This is a genomic window from Pseudomonas sp. PDM26 (genome assembly GCF_019219185.1).
Classification (GTDB): domain Bacteria; phylum Pseudomonadota; class Gammaproteobacteria; order Pseudomonadales; family Pseudomonadaceae; genus Aquipseudomonas.
Window position 1 is genome coordinate 131,554 of the sequence record NZ_JAHUWC010000001.1, and the last position, 18,642, is coordinate 150,195.

General features: G+C 61.0%; 14 protein-coding genes. 7 read left to right on the top strand and 7 right to left on the bottom strand.

Annotated elements, in window-relative coordinates:
• Nucleotides 1–2: 2 nt before the first annotated feature.
• The 4 genes from KW849_RS00660 to lpxC all read left to right on the top strand — a co-directional run bounded on the left by KW849_RS00660 (nucleotide 3) and on the right by lpxC (nucleotide 4,430).
• Nucleotides 3–872, top strand: coding sequence for a cell division protein FtsQ/DivIB (locus tag KW849_RS00660; RefSeq protein WP_218426764.1), 870 nt, complete (start codon nucleotides 3–5; stop codon nucleotides 870–872).
• 15 nt (nucleotides 873–887) lie between these two features.
• Nucleotides 888–2,147, top strand: coding sequence for a cell division protein FtsA (ftsA, locus tag KW849_RS00665; RefSeq protein WP_007989901.1), 1,260 nt, complete (start codon nucleotides 888–890; stop codon nucleotides 2,145–2,147).
• 65 nt (nucleotides 2,148–2,212) lie between these two features.
• Complete coding sequence (ftsZ, locus tag KW849_RS00670; protein WP_108214923.1) at nucleotides 2,213–3,406, top strand: cell division protein FtsZ; 1,194 nt, start codon at nucleotides 2,213–2,215, stop codon at nucleotides 3,404–3,406.
• A 112-nt stretch (nucleotides 3,407–3,518) separates the two neighbouring features.
• Complete coding sequence (gene lpxC / locus KW849_RS00675) at nucleotides 3,519–4,430, top strand: UDP-3-O-acyl-N-acetylglucosamine deacetylase (protein ID WP_007939852.1); 912 nt, start codon at nucleotides 3,519–3,521, stop codon at nucleotides 4,428–4,430.
• Between the two features lie 158 nt (nucleotides 4,431–4,588).
• Here lpxC and KW849_RS00680 read toward each other — a convergent pair whose 3' ends face one another.
• From KW849_RS00680 to KW849_RS00710, 7 genes are all read right to left on the bottom strand, one after another.
• The gene (locus KW849_RS00680; RefSeq protein ID WP_218426766.1) at nucleotides 4,589–6,091 is read right to left on the bottom strand and encodes a sensor domain-containing diguanylate cyclase; all 1,503 of its coding nucleotides are present in this window, start codon (nucleotides 6,089–6,091) and stop codon (nucleotides 4,589–4,591) included.
• 246 nt (nucleotides 6,092–6,337) lie between these two features.
• Nucleotides 6,338–6,562, bottom strand: coding sequence for a hypothetical protein (locus KW849_RS00685; RefSeq protein WP_218426768.1), 225 nt, complete (start codon nucleotides 6,560–6,562; stop codon nucleotides 6,338–6,340).
• Between the two features lie 196 nt (nucleotides 6,563–6,758).
• The gene (locus tag KW849_RS00690; protein WP_218426770.1) at nucleotides 6,759–8,123 is read right to left on the bottom strand and encodes a heavy metal sensor histidine kinase; all 1,365 of its coding nucleotides are present in this window, start codon (nucleotides 8,121–8,123) and stop codon (nucleotides 6,759–6,761) included.
• Nucleotides 8,113–8,790 carry a heavy metal response regulator transcription factor gene (locus KW849_RS00695; protein WP_218426772.1) on the bottom strand — a complete coding sequence of 226 codons (678 nt, stop codon included), beginning with the start codon at nucleotides 8,788–8,790 and terminating at the stop codon, nucleotides 8,113–8,115. The genes KW849_RS00690 and KW849_RS00695 overlap by 11 nt, the downstream gene beginning before the upstream one ends.
• A 9-nt stretch (nucleotides 8,791–8,799) precedes the next feature.
• Nucleotides 8,800–11,901, bottom strand: a complete 3,102-nt coding sequence (locus KW849_RS00700) for a multidrug efflux RND transporter permease subunit (protein WP_218426774.1) — start codon at nucleotides 11,899–11,901, stop codon at nucleotides 8,800–8,802.
• Complete coding sequence (locus KW849_RS00705; protein ID WP_218426776.1) at nucleotides 11,898–13,058, bottom strand: efflux RND transporter periplasmic adaptor subunit; 1,161 nt, start codon at nucleotides 13,056–13,058, stop codon at nucleotides 11,898–11,900. The genes KW849_RS00700 and KW849_RS00705 overlap by 4 nt, the downstream gene beginning before the upstream one ends.
• A 344-nt stretch (nucleotides 13,059–13,402) precedes the next feature.
• The gene (locus tag KW849_RS00710; RefSeq protein WP_218426778.1) at nucleotides 13,403–14,371 is read right to left on the bottom strand and encodes a LysR family transcriptional regulator; all 969 of its coding nucleotides are present in this window, start codon (nucleotides 14,369–14,371) and stop codon (nucleotides 13,403–13,405) included.
• A 201-nt stretch (nucleotides 14,372–14,572) separates the two neighbouring features.
• On the opposite strand from KW849_RS00710, the gene KW849_RS00715 reads away from it, so the two are divergent.
• The 3 genes from KW849_RS00715 to KW849_RS00725 all read left to right on the top strand — a co-directional run bounded on the left by KW849_RS00715 (nucleotide 14,573) and on the right by KW849_RS00725 (nucleotide 18,638).
• Entirely contained in the window at nucleotides 14,573–16,072 is a 1,500-nt protein-coding gene (locus tag KW849_RS00715) for an efflux transporter outer membrane subunit (RefSeq protein ID WP_218426780.1), read from the top strand.
• Between the two features lie 183 nt (nucleotides 16,073–16,255).
• Nucleotides 16,256–18,448, top strand: coding sequence for an FUSC family protein (locus KW849_RS00720; protein ID WP_218426782.1), 2,193 nt, complete (start codon nucleotides 16,256–16,258; stop codon nucleotides 18,446–18,448).
• The gene (locus tag KW849_RS00725) at nucleotides 18,438–18,638 is read left to right on the top strand and encodes a DUF1656 domain-containing protein (protein WP_007896379.1); all 201 of its coding nucleotides are present in this window, start codon (nucleotides 18,438–18,440) and stop codon (nucleotides 18,636–18,638) included. The genes KW849_RS00720 and KW849_RS00725 overlap by 11 nt, the downstream gene beginning before the upstream one ends.
• Nucleotides 18,639–18,642 lie beyond the last annotated feature (4 nt).

An 18,642-nucleotide genomic window follows, 5' to 3' on the forward strand; every position in this document is an offset into this window, starting at 1 on the left:
CCATGCAAGGCGCTCAGCTCAGACATCAGCCCTCCGCATCGCCCGGCCGCAAGCCGGTGCCGCGGGGTGCCAGCCGAATGGTGGCCAAAGAGCCGATGTCCGCGCGCCTGCCGAAAGCCAACTTCGGTTTTCTCAAAGCGCTGTTCTGGCCGGTAGTGCTGGTGGCTTTGGGGTTCGGTACTTACGAAGGCGCGACACGGCTGTTGCCGTATGCCGACCGGCCGATCACCAGAATCAACGTGCAGGGCGACTTGAGTTACATCAGCCAGCAAGCGGTGCAGCAGCGGATCGCCCCGTACGTGGCGTCGAGCTTCTTCACCATCGACCTGGCGAGCATGCGCACCGAGCTGGAAACGATGCCATGGATTGCCCACGCCGAAGTGCGCCGGGTGTGGCCGGATCAAGTGGTGATCCGCCTGGAAGAACAACTGCCGGTGGCCCGTTGGGGCGACGAGTCGCTGTTGAACAACCAGGGCCAGGCCTTCACCCCGCGCGAGCTGGCGAACTACGAACACTTGCCTCAGCTGTTCGGCCCGCAGCGGGCTCAACAGCAAGTGATGCAGCAATACCAGGTGCTGAGCCAGATGCTCAGGCCGCTGGGCTTCTCGATCGCACGCCTGGAACTGCGTGATCGTGGCAGCTGGTTCCTGACCACCGGCCCCGGCAGCGCGGGTCCCGGGATCGAACTGCTGCTGGGACGCGGCAACCAGGTGGAAAAGATGCGCCGTTTCATCGCCATCTATGACAAGACGCTCAAAGAACAGATTACGAACATTGCGCGCATCGATCTGCGCTACGCCAACGGCCTCGCTGTTGGCTGGCGAGAACCTGTAGCGCCCACGGCAGCCCAACCCGCTGTCGCGAAGAATTAAGAAGAGGCAGGACCCATGGCAAACGTGCAAAGCGGCAAAATGATCGTCGGTCTCGATATCGGCACCTCCAAGGTGGTGGCGCTGGTGGGCGAGGTCGCGGACGACGGCACGCTGGAAATCGTCGGGATCGGTACCCATCCGTCCCGTGGCCTGAAAAAAGGCGTGGTGGTGAACATCGAATCCACCGTGCAATCGATCCAGCGCGCCATCGAAGAAGCGCAGCTGATGGCGGGTTGCCGCATTCACTCGGCGTTCGTCGGCGTGGCCGGCAATCACATCCGCAGCCTGAACTCCCACGGCATCGTGGCGATTCGTGATCGCGAAGTCAGCTCGGCGGACCTTGAGCGTGTACTCGACGCGGCCCAGGCCGTGGCGATCCCGGCTGACCAGCGCGTGCTGCACACCCTGCCGCAGGATTACGTGATCGATAACCAGGAAGGCGTCCGCGAGCCACTGGGCATGTCCGGCGTGCGTCTGGAAGCCAAGGTCCACGTGGTCACCTGCGCCGTCAATGCTGCACAGAACATTGAAAAATGCGTGCGCCGCTGTGGCCTGGAAATCGACGACATCATTCTCGAGCAACTGGCTTCCGCGTACTCGGTACTGACCGATGACGAGAAAGAGCTGGGCGTGTGCCTGGTGGACATCGGCGGCGGCACCACCGACATCGCGATCTTCACCGAAGGCGCGATCCGTCACACCGCGGTAATCCCGATTGCCGGCGACCAGGTGACCAACGACATCGCCATGGCGTTGCGCACTCCGACCCAGTACGCCGAGGAAATCAAGATTCGCTACGCCTGCGCCCTGGCCAAACTGGCCGGTGCCGGTGAAACCATCAAGGTGCCAAGCGTTGGCGACCGTCCACCACGCGAGCTGTCCCGCCAGGCCCTGGCCGAAGTGGTCGAGCCGCGCTACGACGAACTGTTCACGCTGATCCAGGCCGAACTGCGCCGCAGCGGCTACGAAGATCTGATCCCGGCCGGCATCGTGCTGACCGGCGGTACGTCGAAGATGGAAGGCGCTACCGAACTGGCCGAGGAAATCTTCCACATGCCGGTGCGTCTGGGCGTGCCTCACGGCGTGAAAGGTCTGGATGACGTGGTGCGCAACCCGATCTATTCCACCGGCGTCGGCCTGTTGATGTACGGCCTGCAGAAGCAGTCCGACGGCATCTCGTTCTCGGGCATCGGCAGCCGCGACAGCTACAGCAACGAAGAGCCACAGGCTCCGCTGCTGGACCGCCTGAAGAAGTGGGTCCAGGGCAATTTCTGAAGATTTACCGTTACACCGAAGCACGCAGTAGGCGAAAAAACTAGAGAATGTAAAGGAGAGGGAAAATGTTCGAACTCGTAGACAACATCCCCGCAAGCCCGGTAATCAAAGTTATCGGTGTCGGCGGTGGCGGCGGCAACGCTGTCAACCACATGGTCAAGAGCAACATTGAAGGCGTTGAATTCATCTGCGCCAACACTGATGCCCAAGCGCTGAAAAGCATCGGCGCGCGGACCATCCTGCAACTGGGCACTGGTGTGACCAAAGGTCTCGGCGCTGGCGCCAACCCTGAAGTAGGTCGTCAGGCCGCTCTCGAAGATCGTGAGCGCATTGCCGAAGTCCTGCAGGGCACCAATATGGTGTTCATCACCACGGGCATGGGCGGTGGTACCGGTACCGGTGCTGCGCCGATCATCGCCGAAGTGGCCAAGGAAATGGGCATTCTCACCGTTGCGGTGGTGACTCGTCCGTTCCCGTTCGAAGGCCGCAAGCGCATGCAGATTGCCGACGAAGGTATTCGTCTGCTGTCTGAAAGCGTCGACTCGTTGATCACCATTCCCAACGAGAAGCTGCTGACCATCCTCGGTAAAGACGCAAGCCTCTTGTCGGCTTTCGCCAAGGCTGACGATGTACTGGCCGGTGCCGTTCGCGGTATCTCCGACATCATCAAGCGTCCGGGCATGATCAACGTCGACTTCGCCGACGTGCGTACCGTGATGAGCGAAATGGGCATGGCGATGATGGGCACTGGCTGCGCCAGCGGTCCGAACCGTGCACGCGAAGCCACCGAAGCGGCCATTCGTAACCCGCTGCTGGAAGACGTGAACCTGCAAGGCGCTCGCGGCATCCTGGTGAACATCACCGCAGGTCCCGATCTGTCTCTGGGCGAATACTCCGACGTGGGTAGCATCATCGAGGCGTTTGCTTCCGAGCACGCGATGGTCAAGGTCGGTACCGTTATCGATCCGGACATGCGCGACGAGCTGCACGTGACGGTCGTTGCCACGGGTCTGGGCGCCAAAATCGAGAAGCCTGTAAAGGTCATCGACAACACCGTCCATACTTCGATGGCTGCACAGCCACAACAACAGGCCCCTGTTCGTCATGAAGCTCCAGCGGTGAACTACCGTGACCTGGACCGTCCGACCGTCATGCGTAACCAGGCCCAGGCCGGTGCTGCGGCTGCCGCGAAGATGAATCCGCAAGATGACCTGGACTACCTGGACATCCCGGCATTCCTGCGTCGTCAGGCCGATTGATGAAATGTATCAGGGGTATTAGGGTGATTGGTGTTCAGCAAAGGTCTGGTCTGCTATCATCGCCAGCCTTTGTTGATACCAGTTCGCAATTTGCGCTGAAGCGGCCCATGCCATGATTAAACAACGCACCCTGAAGAATATTATCCGTGCCACAGGTGTCGGCCTGCACTCCGGGGAGAAGGTCTACCTGACCCTCAAGCCAGCGCCTGTCGACACCGGCATTGTGTTTTGTCGCGCCGACCTCGACCCCGTGGTGCAGATTCCTGCCCGCGCGGAAAACGTTGGTGAAACCACTATGTCGACCACGCTCGTTAACGGTGACGTCAAAGTGGACACGGTAGAGCACCTGCTCTCGGCCATGGCAGGCCTGGGCATCGATAACGCCTACGTCGAGCTCTCCGCGTCCGAAGTCCCGATCATGGATGGTAGCGCTGGACCTTTCGTATTCCTGATTCAATCGGCTGGACTGGAAGAACAGGACGCCGCCAAGAAGTTCATCCGCATCCTGCGTGAAGTGACAGTGGAAGACGGCGACAAGCGCGCCACTTTCGTCCCTTTCGAAGGATTCAAGGTGAGCTTCGAGATCGATTTCGATCACCCGGTTTTCCGTGACCGCACACAAAGTGCAAGCGTGGATTTTTCCAGCACTTCGTTTGTAAAAGAAGTCAGCCGCGCCCGTACCTTTGGCTTCATGAGTGACATCGAGTACCTGCGCAAGCACAACCTCGCACTCGGCGGCAGCGTTGAAAACGCTATTGTGGTCGACGCCGATGGCGTACTGAACGAAGACGGCCTTCGCTATGAAGACGAATTCGTGAAGCACAAGATCCTCGATGCAATTGGTGACCTCTACCTGCTGGGCAATAGCCTGATTGGTGAGTTCAAGGGCTTCAAGTCCGGCCACGCACTGAACAACCAGCTGCTGCGCAAGTTGATTGAGCAGACAGATGCCTGGGAAGTCGTGACGTTCGAAGACGCCAGCACTGCACCGATCTCTTACATGCGTCCGGTTGCGGCCGTGTAAGTAAAAACCTCTCTAGTTTTTAAAGGCTGCCTTCGGGTGGCCTTTTTTTATGAAGCAAAAGATCGCCCGAGCGCGAACCGAGCCTTCGGCAGCTCCTACATTTGGAACGCATTTCCCTGTAGGAGCTGCCGAAGGCTGCGATCTTTTTGATCTTTGCTTTAATCCGCGCACACCACCCGATTACGCCCCCCTTCCTTGGCCTGATACAACGCCTTGTCGGCACTGAACAGCAATTGCTCCAGGTTGATATCGCTGGCTTCAGTCCAGGTGGCAATACCGATACTCACGCTCATCGGCGGTTCACCGGCATCCGCCAGCAGCAGTTTTTGCACCGCCTCACGGATTTGTTCGGCGATCCGCCGCGCGCCTTCGCTGTCAGTTTCGGCCAGGATCACCGAAAACTCTTCACCACCATAGCGAGCCACCAGGTCTGCCGGGCGATGGACACTGGCGCGGATGACCTCGGCCAATGCCCGCAAGGCGTCGTCGCCGGCCTGATGCCCGTGCCGGTCATTGAAGGCCTTGAAGTGATCGGCATCGATCATCAGCAACGACAACGGCTTGCCGCTGCGCTGCGCACGAAACCACTCATGGCGCAGGGTCTGATCAAGGGATCGACGGTTGGCCACGCCGGTCAAGGCATCGGTGGCCGCCAATTGCGACAATTCAAGCTCGGCATATTGGCGCAGTCGCAGTTCGCGGCAGAGCAGCCAGGTCAGCCACAACAGACCGATGCACAAAACCCCCGTCGCACCGTTGATCACATAGGCCGTGCGGTTCCAGGTGGCGAACACTTCATCGATGGAAAGGGCCACGATGACGGTCAGCGGCAGATTGCCGACCCGGGTAAAGGTATACAGGCGCCGTTGATGGTCGACACTCGACACGCTTTCGAAGGTCCCACTGCGCTCCTGCAGCATGCGTGCGACGTTGGGGCGGCTGGAGAAGTTTTTGCCGATGGCGTTTTGTTCCCGGTACGGCTTCTGCGCCAGGAGAATCCCGTCGTCGTTGATGATGCCCAGCGTACTGCCGGAGCCGATTTCGAGGCTGTTGAACAGCTGGTCGAAGTAGCTCATGCGCATCGACGCCACCGCGACCCCCAGAAATTCACCTGTGGGCGAGGAAATGCGTCGGCTGAAACTGATGCGCCATTCGTCGCTGTCATCGCAGTCACAACGTGTCTTGAACGGACGGCTGATGAACATGCCGGCGTCGCGATTGAAGACATGGGCCAGGAAATAATCGCGGTCGGCGAAGTTGCCCGGTTTCGGTTCGATCAACGATGAGTCGGCCAGCACGTCGCCGTGCTTGTCCAGCAGCAGGATGTCGCCCTTGTAGCGCGCGGTGGTGGAGCGGTCGAACAGCACCAGGTGACGGATTTGCGGCGAAACCTGTTTCAGGTCGTCCCGTTGGGCGGCGGCGATCAGGCCCTGCAAGGTCAAGTCATAGAGCTCGACCGTACGCAGGACATCGGCATCGATCAGTTGCGCAATGGTGGTCGCACTGCGTGTGGCGGTCAGCTGGGCATTGGCGTGCTCGCGGATCAGCAGGTAAGTGACAATGCACAGGATCGAGATGACAGTCAGGGTGCTGCCGAGGATCACCATGATCTCGGGTCGCCCGGGCGGGCCTTGAAAGTGTGGGGTGCGGCTTGCGGTCATAGGGCTGGCGTCTGCTAGAGGGACGTTGTAAGCGTAGTTGCATAAACGTAGCAGCCGAGTGAATCGTTTCTGTTGCTCGAACGATTGATCGATGGGGTGGGCGTCAGTGACTTTCGTTGCAAAAGTTGCAATGAAGGTTGAGTCGCCGCTAAAAAAAAGCCGCTGACAGCAGCGGCTTTGAAGACAACTTTTCAAAGGGAAGAGCCGATGAAAAGTGTCGAGGGAAGCGTGAGTGAACAGTGCAGATCAGCTGTCTTTCTCGGCCCGTGGCTGCGCCTGGGTGCTGGATGCTTGCGGGACCTGGGCGTTTTGCGCAGCCTTGGCGGTCATCTCGATCCGATGCTCTTCGAACACCGTAGCGCGTGCGGTGTTATGCGCGACGAAAGTCTGCGATTCTTCCGCCATCGCCAACGGCGACAGGAACAAAGAGGACAAAACGAAAGCGCTGGCAATACCCATACTGTTGGACATCTTTAAAACCTTCTTGCTTGGCAAGTGCTGTTTGGTGCGGGCAAAGATAAGGATATGGGGCGAGGGGAAAAAGAGTGGATTCATGAAAGGACTATTACGCTAAAAGCAAAGATCGCAGCCTGCGGCAGCTCCTACAGAAAAACAGTCCAACTGTAGGAGCTGCCGCAGGCTGCGATCTTTTGACTTTCCAGGTGTGTCAGACCGGGAGATGGATACCGAACGTATTCATCCCATGGTCGCTGCGCACAAACACATCGCCGCCATGCATCAACGCAATGGCCTTGACGATGGCCAGTCCCAATCCATGGTTTTGACCGCTGTTGCTGCGCGAGGCATCGACCCGGTAGAAGCGCTCGAACAGCCGTGGCAGGTGTTCACGGGCAATCGGCGAACCGGGATTGGCGACGCCGATGCTGACCTGGTGTTCTGCGGCTTCAATGCGCACCTGAATAACCTGCCCGGGCGCGGTGTGTTGCACTGCGTTGTTCAGCAGATTGATCAACGCCCGGCGCAGATGAGCGATCTCGATCCGCACTTGCGCGTCACCACTGACCTCAACCCGGACCTGAGCGTCCTCGAGAATGAAATCCAGGTACTCCAAGGTCGTGGCCACTTCATCGGCCAGTGAGGTTGAGGTGAGTTTGGTCGCCTTGCTGCCCTGATCGGCGCTGGCGAGGAACAGCATGTCGTTGATGATCGAACGCAGCCGCTCAAGCTCTTCGAGGTTCGATTGCAGTACTTCGAAGTAATGCTCGGCGGAGCGTCCGCGGGTCAATGCGACCTGGGTCTGGCCGATCAGGTTGGTCAGTGGCGAGCGCAGTTCGTGGGCGACGTCGGCGTTGAACGACTCAAGGCGCGAGTACGCTTGTTCAACCCGTTCCAGGGTCGAGTTGAACGAACTGACGAATTGATCGAGTTCCGGCGGCAACGGTGAGAGTCGCAAGCGCCCCGAGCGCAACGGCGGGGCCAGGCGCTGGGCTTCCTGGGACAGTTTGATCAGCGGCTTGAGCCCGATCCGCGCCACCCAATAGCCCAGTGCCGAAGCCAGCAACACACCGACAATCGCCAGGCTGATCAGCGCGACCAGCAGATGATGCTGGGTCTGGAAAAACGACTCGGTGTCGATGGCGATCATGAAACGCAGCGGTGGACGCTGATCCTTGGCCGGGAATTCGCTGACCAGCACTTTCAGCGGATAGGGGTGATCCGGCAGATGCATGTCGCGGGTGCCCAGCGGCCCTTGGGCAAAGGCGCGGATTTGCGGTGTCGGGTTGCCGTATTCGTAGTGTGGATCGCCGCTGATGATCCAGAAACGGATGCGCTTGTCTTCTTCGCTCAGCAGATTGAGCTTGTTGTTGATCTTCACCCAATGCTCGGGCGTGCCGTAACGGCCGACCGTGGATTCGAGCACGCTGTAGCGCGCATCGAGTTCGGCTTCGGGCAACAGGCCCAGGCCCTTGTCGACCTGCTGGTACAGCGCCCACCCGATCAACAGAAAGACCAGAAGCGCCACCAGCGTGAACATGCCGCTTAAACGCAGCGCGATGGAATTACTGGACACCACGGCTCTCCAGCACATAACCCATGCCGCGTATGGTGTGCAGCAGTTTCTCTTCGAACGGCCCGTCGAGCTTGGCCCGCAGGCGTTTGATTGCGACTTCGACCACGTTGGCGTCGCTGTCGAAATTGATGTCCCAGACCATTTCGGCAATGGCGGTTTTCGAAAGGATTTCGCCCTGGCGCCGGGCCAGCACGCTGAGCAGCGAGAACTCCTTGGCGGTCAGGTCCAGGCGTGTACCGGCGCGGGTGGCCTTGCGGCTGATCAAATCTATCCACAGGTCGGCGATGTTCACCTGCACCGGTTCATGACCGCCGCTGCGCCGGGTCAGCGCTTGCAGGCGCGCCACCAGTTCCAGGAAGGAAAACGGTTTGCCCAGATAGTCATCGGCACCTTCACGCAAGCCCTTGATGCGATCTTCCACACGCTCGCGGGCGGTGAGCATGATCACCGGGGTTTGCTTGCGCGCACGCAGGGCGCGCAACACGCCGAAGCCGTCGAGGCTCGGCAACATCACGTCGAGGACGATCACCGCGTAGTCGCTCTCCAGCGCCAGGTGCAGGCCTTCCACACCATCGCGGGCCAGATCCACGGTGAAACCCTGTTCCGTCAGGCCGCGATGCAGATAGTCCGCGGTTTTTTCTTCGTCTTCGATAATCAGAACGCGCATGACCCCGCCTCAGTCTGTGCTCGCCAGCGCCGGTACTGGCGAAGGTTTAGGCCGATGGAACAGACGCTCCAGCCACAAGTATATGACCGGCGTGGTGAACAGCGTCAGCGCCTGGCTCACCAGCAAACCGCCGACCACCGCGATCCCCAGGGGCTGGCGCAATTCGGCGCCGGTGCCGTAGCCGATCATCAGCGGCAGGGCGCCGAGCAGGGCGGCGAGGGTGGTCATGATGATCGGCCGGAAACGCGTGATGCAGGCCTTGAAGATCGCTTCTTCAGGCGACAGTCCGCCATTGCGCTGCGCTTCGAGGGCGAAGTCGATCATCAGGATGCCGTTTTTCTTGACGATACCGATCAGCAGCACCAGGCCGATCAAGGCCATGATCGAAAAGTCCTGGCCGCAGATCCACAGCATGATCACCGCGCCGAGGCCCGCTGAAGGCAAGGTCGAAATGATCGTCAGTGGGTGTACGAAGCTCTCGTAGAGCACGCCGAGAATGATGTACACCGCCACCAGCGCTGCCAGGATCAGCCACGGTTGGCTGGCCAGCGAACTCTGGAACGCCTGGGCCGCGCCCTGGAAATTGCCGCTGATGGCGGTCGGCATGCCGATGTCGACTTTGGCCTGGTTGAGCATGATCACCGCATCGCCCAACGCCACGCCGGGGGCCAGATTGAATGACAGGTTGGCCGCCGGGAACATGCCGTCATGGGCGATGGATAGCGGGCCGATGGTTGGCGCATCAAACCTGGCCAGGGCCGACAGCGGCACCATTTCCCCGCTCAGGGGCGAGCGCAGGTAGAAGTAATTGAGGCTCTCGGCCTTGCCGCGCTGCTTGGTGTCCAGTTCCAGGATCACGTTGTACTGGTTGACCTGGGTCTGGAATTCATTGATCTGGCGCTGGCCGAACGCATCGTACAGCGCTTCGTCGACGTCGCTGGCGGTCAGGCCGAAACGGGCCGCGGCGCTACGGTCGATGCTGATATGGGTGATGCTGCCGCCCAGTTGCAAGTCATTGGAAATGTCGCGGAAGGCCGGGTTGGCGCGCAGTTTTTCCGTCAGGCGCTGGGTCCAGGTGCTGAGTGTGCCGCCGTCGTTGCTCTTGAGTACATATTGGTACTGGGCACGGCTTGGGCCGGAGCTGAGGTTGATGTCCTGGCCGGCGCGCAGGTACAGGACGATACCCGGTACTTTCATCAGTTGCGGACGAATCCGGTCGATGAACTGGCTGGCGGAGACGTCGCGGTCGCCACGTTTTTTCAGGGTGATCCAGAAGCGGCCATTGGCGATGGTCTGGTTGCTGCCCGAGACACCGACGGAATGTGAAAACGTTTCGACTGCGGGATCGGCAGCGACGATTTCGGCCATCGCCAGGTGTTTTTTCACCATGTCGCCATAGGAAATATCGGCAGCAGCTTCGGTGGTGCCGAAAACGAAACCGGTGTCCTGGATCGGGAAGAAACCCTTGGGAATGAAGATGTAACCGGCGACGGCCAGACCCAGCGATAAAGCGAACACACCGATCATCGTTTTCTGGTGGGCGAGGGCATGGCGCAGGCCTTTTTCGTACCAGGCCAACAGGCGTTCACCGAAGCCCGGTTTGTCGTGGGCGTGGTGCACCGGCGCGCGCATGAACAGCGCGGCCAGCATCGGCGCCAGGGTCAGGGATACCACCACCGAAATCATGATGGTCGAGGTGGCAGTCAGAGCGAACTCCTTGAACAACCGCCCGACCACGCCGCCCATGAACAGCAGCGGAATGAACGCTGCCACCAGCGAGAAACTGATCGACACCACGGTGAAGCCGATCTCCCCGGCACCCTTGATCGCCGCTTCGCGCATGCCTTCGCCGGCCTCCAGGTGCCGGTGAATGTTTTCCACCACCACGATCGCATCGTCGACCACAAAGCCCACGGCCACCACGATCGCCACCAGCGTCAGGTTGTTCAGGCTGAAGCCCATCACATACATCAGGGCAAAGCTGGCGATCAGCGAAACCCCCAGCACCGCCGAGACGATCAAGGTCGCCGACAACTGGCGCAGGAACAGCGCCATCACCGCCACCACCAGCATGATGGCAATCAGCAGCGTGATTTCCACTTCATGCAGCGAGGCACGGATGGTCTGGGTGCGGTCGATCAGCGTCTTGACCTGCACCGAGGCGGGGAGCATCGCTTCCAGCGCCGGCAAGGCGGCCTGGATGCGGTCCACGGTTTCGACGATGTTGGCCCCCGGCTGGCGGAAGATCACCAGGTTCACCCCCGGTTGCGAGCCTGCCCAAGCCTGGATGTAGGCATCTTCCGAGCCGTTGACGACTTTGGCGACATCGCGCAGATGAACCGGTGCACCGTCTTTGTAGGAAACGATCAGCTGGCTGTAGTCCTCCGGGTGGAACAACTGGTCGTTGGTGGACAGGGTCGAGATGCTCGACTCCCCGTACAGCGCACCCTTGGCCAGGTTGAGGCTGGTCTGCTGGATCGCCAGGCGGATGTCGGCGAGGGTCAGGCCAATGGCCGCGAGCTTGTCCGCCGAAGCCTGGACGCGGATCGCCGGACGCTGCTGACCGGTGATGACGACCTGGCCTACACCGTCGACCTGACTGAGCTGACGGGACAACAGGGTTTCCGTCAGGTCGCTGAGCTGCGGGCCGGGCATCAGCGAGGAGTTGACGCTGAGGATCAGCACCGGGCTGTCCGCCGGGTTGACCTTGCGCCAGGTCGGCAGGTTCGGCATGTCCTTGGGCAGCTTGCCCGCGGCAGTGTTGATCGCCGCCTGCACTTCCTGGGCGGCGGTGTCGATGCTCTTGTCGAGGGTGAATTGCAGGGTCAGGATGGTCGAGCCCAGTGCACTGCTCGAGGTCATCTGGGTCACGCCGGGAATGGCGCTGAATTGCACTTCAAGAGGCGTGGCCACCGAGGAAGCCATGGTTTCCGGGTTGGCGCCGGGCAGTTGCGCGGCCACCTGGATGGTCGGGAATTCTGCCTCCGGCAACGGCGCTACCGGCAGGCGCGGAAACGCGATGACACCCAGCAGCACCAGGGCGAACGTCAGCAGGACCGTGGCCACCGGGTGGTCGATGCACCAGGCTGAAATCGAACCATGACCCTTCATTGCGCCGCCTCCGATCGCACCACTTGCGGCGGCTCGGTCAGCACTTGCACAGTAGCGCCGGGCTTGAGCCGCGACTGACCATCGCTGACCAGCACATCACCGGGCTTCACACCTTTGATGATGTCCTGGCCGCTGCCTTGATAGACCATCTGCACCTGCACGGCTTCGACCTTGTCGCCATTGACCCGGTACACGAAGTGCTGGTCGAGGCCGCGTTGTACGACTGTCGGCGGCACCACCAGCGCATTTTTCTCCAGGGCCGTCTGAATCTTTACCGTCACCAGCAGGCCCGGCCAGAGCTTCTGCCCTGGATTGTCGAACTCGGCCTTGGCGCGGATGGTGCCGGTGCTGGCGTTGATCTGGTTGTCGATCAGGGTCAGGTGGCCTTCGCCGAGCAGGTTGCCGGTTTCGCCGTCGGTGTCGGCACCGATGTAGGCCTTGACCTGGGCGTGCTGTGGATCGTTGATCAGGCCCTGCAAGGTCGGCAGCATTTGCTGCGGCAGGGAAAACTCCACGGCGATCGGGTCGATCTGGGTGACAGTGAACAGGCCCTTGGTGTCGGTCATGCGCAGGAAGTTGCCTTCGTCCACCGTACGAATACCGACACGACCGCTGACCGGTGAGCGGATTTGTGTGTAGGAAAGCTGTACCTCGGCGGAATCAATCGACGCCTGGTTGCCTTGGGCTGTGGCCTTGAGCTGGTTGACCAGCGCCTGTTGCTGGTCGTAAGTCTGCTTGGACACGCCGTCGTCGACGCTCAGCAGTTTGTAGCGCTTGAGGTTGACCAGCGCCACTTGCAGTTGCGCCTGGCTTTCGCCCAGTTGTGCCCGGGCCTGGTCGAGACTGGCGCGGATCGACCGGTCGTCGATGGTGGCAAGCAGGTCGCCTTTTTTCACCAGTTGGCCTTCCTTGACCATGATTTTGGTGAGAATGCCGTCGATTTGCGGGCGGACCACGACGCTGTGCAGGGACAACACCGAACCGATGCCACTGACGTAGCGCGGCACGTCTTTTTCGGCGACGGCGACCACGCGCACGGGGATGGCGGTGGGGGGGGCGAGTTTGGCTTTGGCCGGTTTGGCGGCATACCACAGGCCCAGCGCTGCCAGGACGATCAGAAGGGCGACGAGCAGGGCCGATTTTTTCTGGATTCGCATGCGAGTGGGGCGCCGGGGCTGGGGGGGCGGTTGGTATTTTCCTTTATAAACCTGTTTGCCGGTCAGGAGGGTGACGGCTAACTGACGGCGCTGTCAGTTTGCGATTTGGCCTGGTCTTGGCGGCCTCTGGGCCGACCAGGTTATTGGTTGACCGAGTACATATCCGTTTCTTCGGTAGTGGCGGCTTATGGTTCCGCCCATCCATGCCGGGTTGCCCACTACGCAGAACCGGAGCGAAGCCTGGTAGGAGCTGCCGAAGGCTGCGATCTTTTGATCTTGCCTTTTAAAAACAAGATCAAAAGATCGCAGCCTCGTTTCACTCGACAGCTCCTACGTGGGACCTGTCAATTCGCCACCCGAACCCCACCCAGACTCCCGCTCAATTCATACGCCGCCAGTTCCGCCTGATGCGCCGCCAGCAATTCCGGCAACGATCCGCGCAAATACTCGACCCAGGTCTTGATCTTCGCATCCAGGTACTGGCGCGACGGGTAGATGGCGTACAGGTTCAGTTCCTGCGAGCGGTATTTGGGCATCATGCGTACCAGCGTGCCGTTGCGCAGGCCTTCTATCGCGGCGTACAGCGGCAGCACGCCAACGCCCATGCCGCTGATGATCGCGGATTTCATCGCGTCGGCGGAGTTCACCAGGAAGGGTGAGCTGTTGATGGTGACCATTTCCTGGCCGTCAGGACCGTCGAAGGCCCATTTCTCCAGCGGAATCACCGGGCTGACCAGGCGCAGGCAGGCGTGGTTGAGCAGGTCGCTGGGTTTTTGTGCGCAGCCGTTGGCTTTGACGTAGGCCGGCGAGGCGCAAACGATGCTGTAGGTGATGCCCAGGCGCTGGGAGACGAAACCCGAGTCCGGCAGTTCGCGGGCCAGGACGATGGACACGTCGTAGCCTTCGTCGAGCAGGTCCGGCACGCGGTTGGCCATGGTCAGGTCGAAGGTTACGTCCGGGTGGGTCTTGCGGTAGCGGGCGATGGCGTCGATCACGAAGTGCTGACCGATGCCGGTCATGGTGTGCACTTTCAGTTGCCCGGCCGGGCGGGCATGGGCGTCGCTGGCCTCGGCTTCGGCTTCTTCGACGTAGGCCAGGATCTGCTCGCAGCGCAGCAGGTAACGCTTGCCGGCTTCGGTCAGGGCGATACGGCGGGTCGTTCGGTTGAGCAGACGGGTTTGCAGGTGGGCTTCCAGGTTGGAGACCGCGCGCGAGACGTTGGCCGTGGTGGTGTCCAGTTGGATGGCGGCGGCGGTGAAGCTGCCGGCTTCGGCCACGTAACTGAAGGCGCGCATGTTTTGCAAAGTGTCCATGGGGTGCTCTCTCGTCGAATGACAAATTGTGACACGAAGTTTCTGTTTATTTACAGGCGACTAAGGATGTACCTACGGATTATCTCGTTAACGGTAACAAAGATTCACAAGAATCCGAGCTTATCGCCCTTCAGGCCGCCCCATAGAATTGCGCTCACCTCTTACGCCCCGAACATCTCTCCACCTCAGGAAATCGCAGCAGTGCCGCGTCGCATCAGCAGAGCGCTTCAGCCGCTCAGTGTTTTGGCTTTAACCCTGGCAGTCAGCGGCTGCATCGGAACCGGAGGTATTGCCCCACAGGGCAAGGCGCTGGAGGCCAATTCACTGGCCACCGACGAAGCGATCCAGAGCGCCGCGCAAGATGCGCACTGGCCCACCGCGCAATGGTGGAAAGCCTATGGCGACCCGCAACTGAATCGCTGGATCGACCTCGCCCTGCAAGGCAGCCCGACCCTGGCCATGGCCACCGCCCGGGTGCGTCAGGCCCGGTCCATGGCCGGCGTGGCCGAAGCCGCCGAGTCGTTGCAGATCAATGGCGAATCCACCCTCAAGCGCCACAACTGGCCGACCGACCAGTTCTATGGCCCTGGCGAACTGGCCAACAGCACCACTTGGGACAACAATGCCGCGCTGGGCTTCAGCTATGCCCTCGACCTCTGGGGCCGCGAAAGCAATGTCACCGAGCGCGCCGTGGACCTGGCGCACATGACCGTGGCTGAAGCGCGGCAGGCCCAGCTCGAATTGCAGGACAACATCGTCCGGGTTTACATCGAGCTCTCGTTGCATTACGCGCAACGGGACATCGTGGCCGCGACCTTGAAGCAGCAACAGCAGATCCTCGAGCTGGCGCAAAAACGCCTGAGCGGGGGTATCGGCACTCATTTCGAGGTCAGCCAGGCCCAGACGCCTTTGCCGGAAACCCATCGCCAGATCGACGCCCTCGACGAAGAGATCGCCCTGAGTCGCAACCAACTCGCGGCCCTCGCCGGTAAGGGGCCGGGGGAGGGCGCGCAGTTGCAGCGGCCAACGTTGTCGTTGGGGGCGCCACTGAAACTGCCGTCTTCGCTGCCGGCGCAATTGCTCGGGCAGCGTCCGGACGTGGTCGCCAGTCGCTGGCAAGTGGCGGCGCAGGCACGGGGCATCGATGTCGCCCATGCCGGTTTCTACCCGAACGTCGACCTGGTCGGCAGCCTCGGCTACATGGCCACCGGCGGCGGGGCGCTGGAGTTCCTGACCGGCAAGAAACTCAACTACAGCGTGGGGCCGGCGATTTCGCTGCCGATCTTCGACGGCGGGCGTTTGCGTTCGGAACTGGGCGAAGCCTCGGCCGGGTATGACATCGCCGTGGCCAAGTACAACCAGACCCTGGTCAATGCCCTGAAAAACATCTCCGACCAGTTGATCCGCCGCGAGTCCATGGACAAGCAACAGGCTTTCGCCGCCGAGTCGGTGGCCACGGCGCAGAAGACCTACGACATCGCGATGATCGCCTACCAGCGTGGCCTGACCGACTACCTCAACGTGCTTAATGCCCAGACCTTGTTGTTCAAGCAGCAGCAGGTGCAACAGCAGGTTCAGGCGGCGCGTTTGAGTGCTCACGCCGAACTGGTGACGGCGTTGGGCGGTGGTTTGGGCGCGGGCGACAATGTGCCGAAAGATAGCCAGACACAAGCGCCGAAAACCCCGAGTCTTTTGAAGTGACCAGATTGTTTCAGGCACACCCGCTTTTGTGGCGAGGGAGCTTGCTCCCGCTTGAGTGCGCAGCACTCACAAAATGTTCACGGGGTGCCGGAGTTTTGGGGCCGCTACGCAGCCCAGCGCGAGCAAGCTCGCTCGCCACGGGATTTCCCTCATGCCAAGTCTTTTCTAACTGAGCAGGATTTGATGACTCCCTTGCCCGCACCCTTGCGCTGGCTGTACTCCCTGGAATGGCGCCGGGGGTTCTTCGACTGGGCACGCAGCGACGGCGTGACCTGGGTTTATATCTTCAAGGTGCTGTTCGCGGCATTCCTGACGCTGTGGCTGGCCATGCGCCTGGAACTGCCGCAACCGCGCACGGCGATGATCACCGTGTTCATCGTCATGCAGCCGCAAAGCGGCCAGGTGTTCGCCAAGAGTTTCTATCGTTTCCTCGGCACCCTGGCCGGGTCGGCGGTGATGGTCGCGCTGATCGCGCTGTTTGCGCAGAACACAGAATTGTTCCTCGGTTCGCTGGCGATCTGGGTCGGTATCTGCACGGCCGGCGCCGCCCGCTGCCGCAACTTCCGCGCCTACGGTTTCGTACTCGCCGGATACACCGCCGCTATGGTCGGCTTGCCCGCGTTGGCCCATCCGGAGGGTGCGTTCATGGCGGCGGTCTGGCGGGTGCTGGAAATCTCATTGGGCATTCTCTGTTCGACATTGGTCAGCGCTGCAATCCTGCCGCAAACCGCCAGCGCCGCCATGCGCAACGCCCTGTATCAGCGCTTCGGCGTGTTTGCCCTGTTCGTCACCGACGGCTTGCGTGGCCGCAGTCAGCGCGAGGCGTTCGAGACCGGCAACGTGCGTTTCATTGCCGAGGCAGTCGGACTGGAAGGGTTGCGCAGCGTCACCGTGTTCGAAGACCCGCACATGCGTCGGCGCAATGGACGACTCAGTCGCCTGAACAGTGAGTTCATGGGCATCACCACGCGCTTCAATGCCCTGCATCAGTTGCTCGAACGCTTGCACAACAACAATACGGACCATGCCGTGGCGGCGATAAAACCGGGCTTGCAAGACCTCGCCGAACTGCTCGACGGTTTCAGCGGTCGTGCCCTGACCAGCGCCGATGCGGCGCGGTTGGTCACAGTGCTGAGCGCCTACAAGGAAGGCTTGCCGGCGCGGGTACGCTGTCTGCGGGCGACGTTCCAGCAGAGCAGCCCGAGCGATGCCGAACAACTGGATTTCCACACTGCGTACGAGTTGCTCTATCGCTTCGTCGACGATCTGCACAGTTATGCGCAGACCCACGCCTCCCTGGCCGATCACAGTCACGAACGGGAGCGCTGGGACGAGCCGTTCACCCCGCAAACCAACTGGATGGCGGCGGCGGCATCGGGGATTCGCGCGGCGTTCATCCTGGTGGTTTTGGGCAGCTACTGGGTGGCAACCGCCTGGCCGAGCGGCGCGACCATGACCCTGATCGCTGCTGCGACCGTGGGCTTGTCCGCCGCCACCCCGAACCCGAAACGCATGGCCTTTCAGATGGCGTGCGGGACGTTGCTCGGGGCGCTGATCGGCTTCGTCGAGATGTTTTTCATTTTCCCGTGGATCGACGGATTTGCGTTGCTGTGCGTGATGCTCGCACCGGTGATCGTACTGGGCTCGTTCCTGACTTCGCGGCCGCAATACGTCGGCGTCGGCCTGGGCTTGCTGATCTTCTTCAGCACCGGTTCGGTGCCGGACAACCTCACGGTCTACAACCCCTACACCTTCATCAACGACTACATCGCCATGGTAATGGGCATGCTGGTGTGCGCAGCGGCCGGGGCGATCATTCTGCCGCCCAACAGTCGCTGGCTGTGGCGCCGATTGGAGCAGGATTTGCGCGCTCAGGTGGTGTACGCCATCAGTGGCAAGCTCAAGGGTTTGGCGTCGAGTTTCGAAAGCCGCACCCGCGATCTGGTGCATCAGGCCTACGGCTTCGCGGCGGGGCAACCCCAAGTGCAGCGGGACTTGCTGCGCTGGATGTTCGTGGTGCTGGAGGTCGGCCACGCGATTATCGAGCTGCGCAAGGAGCAGGTGATTCTGCCGGTGCATCCGGCCTATGCCGAATCCCAGCCATGGCGCCAGGCGATCCGGGTGATGGGGCGTGCATTGGTGCGGCTGTTCCTGCAACCGAACAGCAGCAACCTCGAACGCGCGTTGGTCGCCGTCGATCACGCGATCAGTCGTGTGCAGTCCACTGACGAACCTTTCGCCCCGCACTTCGATACCTCGGCGTTGCGCCGGGTGAAGAGCTATCTGCACTTCATCCGTACCTCGCTGCTCGATCCGCAATCACCGCTTGCTACGTTCGCAAACAGTCATTCCCAAGGACTTGCACATGCCTCGTGAAATCGCCTTCCACGGCGTGTACATGCCGACCATGACCCTGATGTTTTTCATCGCGGCGGCGCTTGCCTGGGCGCTGGACCGGTTCCTGTCCGGGTTCGACCTGTACCGTTTTTTCTGGCATCCGGCGTTGCTGCGCCTGAGCCTGTTTACCTGTCTGTTCGGCGCGTTGGCGCTGACTGTCTACCGTTGACTCT